Here is a 4036-nt window from a genome sequence, read left to right as displayed (position 1 = left end):
GGATTTGGCCTCTGCCGGCAAGTGGGACTATGCCTTTGTGGCGCGAAATAAACGAAACGAAGTGGTCGGCTACATCTTCGGCTTGCGCGGCCGGGATTTGCAGGCTCCGCGCTTTTTGGAAGACGCACCCGTGCTCGCCCAGTACCCGGATTCCATGTATGTGTGGCGGATTGGCATAAGGGAGGACTACAGAAACCAGAACCTTGTGGCCCGGCTCTTCCAGAAGCTCGCGCAGGCGTGCCGGGAAGACGGCATCACAAACCTCTCGCTGCAAACCGGACTGGATAATACCGCTGCCCGCTTGGTCTATGGGGGCAAGCTGGGATTTGTGGAGGCCGAAACCGCAGCCGTGCAGCATTACGGCATGGATCAAGTGGCCTATGTCATCGAGACCGAAAGACTGCTGCGTCACTGCGAGCGCTATCCGCACCTGCAGAGAGTGGACTTGCCCGGAGGCGCCCAGTATGTGGATGGCAGGGTTTGGGAGGGCATAGACGAACCCACGGTTCCCGATATCAGCCGGATGCGGCTTTTGCTGGGGCAAATCCCCGAGGCCGAAGTTCCCAGTGAAGTCAAATTGAGGGAAGAAATACGCGGTGGAGGCGCACAGCGGCTGCTTGTTGCCCGGGACGAATTTGGACAAGTGATCGGGGTTGTGCGTTTCTGGAGAGACGGACAGGAGATAAGCCAGTTGGCTGTGGATGTCGAACATCGACGTCAAGGTGTGGGGCGGGCCCTTCTGGTTCGGGCTTTGCGGACCCTTGTGGAAGAAGTCCTGCCGACTGTTGAGACAGCCCTGTATGTCGACTTGACCGACAACTCTCTGCCGAAGAGCCGGGAAGGAGTGGGACCGTCTGCGCGTATGGCGGAGAGTTTGGGCTTCCAACGCATGGGGTCCACTAACCGCTACTTGATCAAACTCTATCCCTCTGATGCGGGGGCCTCGGCTGCAATTCCCGGCTTCGCCTCTTCCCTTCCTGTGTCCGGCCGCATGTCCGAACTGCTCGAAACAGCCCTCTAGTTTTTATCCCAGGGACGGTTCTCTCTATGCTGTTGCAGCAATAGCAGATGTAGGAGAACCGTCCCTTTTTGTGAGGAGTGTGGTAAAATAGGACCACTTTAGTCAGGTTTCAATAGGAGGTCCTCGCATGGCACTGGAACATATCACACAAGCTGTTGCAAAACATGGAGTTGACGTGGAATCCTGGCTATGCGGCCTGGAGCGGGACACCCCGGTTCCTATCTACAGCTCCCTGGATATCCGCGCCTTCAGCTCCAAGCTGGCTGTGGTGGACACCAATTTGTTCCCGGCCGGCTTCAACAACCTTTGCGAGCACGGCCTGGCTGACGGGGCCCGGTATTTTGGGGAAGCCATTCGGAAAGAGCACCCTTCAGTGCGGCGCATTCAGGTTTTTGCCGAGGCCCACACGCGCAATCCTTTTTACATGGAGCATCTGGCCCGTTTGCAGGAGTTGATCGAGAATGCGGGCTTTGAGGTGAGCGTGGTTCAGGATGTGGAGAAATTGGGTCAGAGCCCCCCGCCCGATTTGATCCTGGCCAATAACGATGCTTCCGCCGGTGTGCCGGAACCGCTTCAGAACACGGAGATTCCCATTATCCCGAGCCTGCAGGCCGGATGGCACGCGCGCCTGAAGAGCCAGCACTTTGCCTTTGCCCAACCGCTCTTGGAACACTTTGGCGCGCTCATCGGAATGGATCCGTGGTTGGTTTCCACCGTCCACACTTCGGTCGAAGGCGTGGACTTGGTTGCGCGAAAAGGCGTTCAGGCTTTGCAAGACGCAGTAGCCGGGACCTTGGAGCGGATCGAGGGAAAATACCGCGAGCACAATATTGACCACAAGCCTTATGTGTTTGCCAAGAGCGATTCCGGGACTTACGGCATGGGCATTCTGCATTTTGAGTCGCCGGAAGAGGTTGTTGCCATTGGCCGCCGCGCCAAGAACAAATTGCATTCTGCCAAGGGCGGGGGCACAACGCACCGCTTTTTGGTACAAGAGGGGATCCCCACGAATTGCCGCATGATGGGTTCCCCTTGCGAGGTGTGTGTGTACCAAATTCAGAATCGTTTTATCGGCGGGTTCTACCGCAAGCATGAAAAGAAGGACGAGAAGCAAAGTCTGAATTCTCCGGGCATGAGCTTCCACAAGATGTGCCCGCACCGCAACACTTACAACAGTCCGGGCTGTGGCTGCCACGGGGACTGCAATGTATTTGACCTGTATCGAATCTTGAGCCGCATTGCGGGAGTCGCCGCCGGCAGAGAAATCGAGGAATTGGCAGAGGTGAATCCGTCGTGCGCATAGCGTTCATCATGGACCCCATAGAAACACTTGCCTTGCACAAGGATACCACCGTGGTCCTGATGCGCGAGGCTCACCGCCGCGGACACGAAATCTTCAGTGTGACGCCGGAGAATATTTCCATCGACCGCACGCAAGTGGAATTTCACGGGCGTCCTGTGAGTTTTGGCGAGGCTGAAAATGCTTTGCCCGAGGCTTTGATCGAAATCGCTTTTCAGGGCGCGGACTGTGATGCGGTGCTCGTGCGCACGGATCCGCCTTTTGACGAGAGCTACTTGCAGGTGACCTGGGCTCTGGATTTTTTGCCGCAGCGCGTGTTTGTCATGAATTCGCCTCAAGGCCTGCGCAATGCCAACGAAAAGCTCGCGGCCTTGCACTTTCCGGACCTGACACCCCCCACCTTGGTGACGCGGCGGCTCGAGGAGCTGCTGACTTTTATGGAAGGCGTGGGCGGGGCCATGGTGGTGAAGCCCATCAATGCTTTTGGCGGCAAGGGGGTGATGGTCTTGAGGCGGGCGGATAAGAATCTGCGCGCGGTTCTGTCCTTGCTGACCGAAGAGCACACAGTCCCCATTATTGCCCAGGCCTATTTGCCGGAGGTCAAGGCAGGGGACAAGCGAATCATCGTTCTGAACGGAAAGCCCGTTGGGGCTGTGCTGCGTGTGGCATCTCCCACGGACAATCGGTCCAATGTGATGGCCGGCGGGAGTGTGGAAAAGGCGGAGATCACCGAGCGCGACCGGCAGATCTGCGAGCGCATTGCCCCCTTCTTGGAGAGGGAAGGGCTGTTCTTTGCGGGCATTGACGTGATCGGGGGCCTTCTCACGGAAATCAACGTAACGAGCCCGACTTGCGTGCAAGAGATCAACCGCCTCAGTCATGTGAAACTTGAGCAGCAAATCCTCGATTTTCTTGAGGCCAAAGTGGGGGAACGGATTCATGCCTGAAAGTGAGGAGTATATGCAGATATCGAATCAAGAAATCGAGGCCATCGTCAGAAAGCGCCTGCCCAATTCGGAAGTATTGGTCCAGGATATGACAGGCACCGGAGACCATTTTCAATTGGTTGTTATGGACCCTTCCTTTGAGGGGATGTCCTTGGTTGGGCAGCACCGACTTGTGATGGGCGCGCTCAGTGAGCAGCTGGAGGAGGCTGTGCACGCGGTTCAGATCAAGACTCTGACGCCCCGGAAATGGCAGGAATATCAAAATGGAGGCACGAATGTCCGAATCAGTTAAGGCCCAAATTCAATCTCTTATCGACGAGAGTCCGGTTCTGCTCTTCATGAAGGGCACGCCGGAATCCCCACAGTGCGGCTTTTCGGCCACGGTCGTGGACATTCTCAAAAGCACAGAAACCCCCTACAAGACCTTTGATGTGCTTTCGGACAGAGAAGTGCGCCAGGGAATCAAGGAGTTCAGCAATTGGCCCACCATCCCGCAGCTCTATGTCAACGGACAGTTTGTCGGGGGATGCGATATCGCGGTGGAAATGTTTCAAAAAGGCGAATTGCAGACCCTTCTCCAAACGACTCAATGAATCTCCTCAAACGCAGCCGGAAGGTCTAGCCCGGATATTGCAGGAGTCTCCGGCAAAAGACGCCGGAAACGACCGGTACTGCTGCGTTGTGCTCCCTCGGCCGTCCTCACCGTATCGCACCGGATACGCCTGCGGGGTCCTCGGTCGCACGTCTCGCATTACCGGTCCTTTGCGT

5 protein-coding genes are annotated in these 4036 nt (G+C 56.7%); all 5 read left to right on the top strand.

The window, feature by feature from the left end:
- On the top strand, positions 1 to 1021 hold a 1021-nt coding region (locus JW937_02015; protein MBN1586187.1), incomplete at its 5' end, for a GNAT family N-acetyltransferase.
- Positions 1022 to 1148: 127 nt separating this feature from the next.
- On the top strand, positions 1149 to 2324 hold the full coding sequence (locus tag JW937_02010; GenBank protein MBN1586186.1) for a glutamate--cysteine ligase: 1176 nt from the start codon (positions 1149 to 1151) through the stop codon (positions 2322 to 2324).
- Entirely contained in the window at positions 2315 to 3268 is a 954-nt protein-coding gene (gene gshB, locus JW937_02005; protein MBN1586185.1) for a glutathione synthase, read from the top strand. The genes JW937_02010 and gshB overlap by 10 nt, the downstream gene beginning before the upstream one ends.
- Positions 3269 to 3281: 13 nt before the next feature.
- Complete coding sequence (locus JW937_02000; GenBank protein MBN1586184.1) at positions 3282 to 3560, top strand: BolA family transcriptional regulator; 279 nt, start codon at positions 3282 to 3284, stop codon at positions 3558 to 3560.
- Positions 3544 to 3861 (top strand): Grx4 family monothiol glutaredoxin, encoded by a 318-nt coding sequence (grxD, locus tag JW937_01995; protein ID MBN1586183.1) that lies wholly within the window; start codon positions 3544 to 3546, stop codon positions 3859 to 3861. The genes JW937_02000 and grxD overlap by 17 nt, the downstream gene beginning before the upstream one ends.
- The last annotated feature ends 175 nt before the right edge of the window (positions 3862 to 4036 follow it).

The organism is Candidatus Omnitrophota bacterium, assembly GCA_016929445.1.
In the GTDB taxonomy this organism is placed as follows: Bacteria; Omnitrophota; Gorgyraeia; order JAFGIU01; family JAFGIU01; genus JAFGIU01.
The sequence above is the reverse complement of the archived record's forward strand: the minus strand, read 5'-3'. Positions and strand labels throughout refer to the sequence as shown.

What these genes read in the sequence shown, in the direction of transcription:
- JW937_02000 (MBN1586184.1), top strand. Translation starts at nt 3,282, where the DNA reads ATGCAGATATCGAATCAAGAAATCGAGGCCATCGTCAGAAAGCGCCTG.
- JW937_02010 (MBN1586186.1), top strand. Translation starts at nt 1,149, where the DNA reads ATGGCACTGGAACATATCACACAAGCTGTTGCAAAACATGGAGTTGAC.
- grxD (MBN1586183.1), top strand. Translation starts at nt 3,544, where the DNA reads ATGTCCGAATCAGTTAAGGCCCAAATTCAATCTCTTATCGACGAGAGT.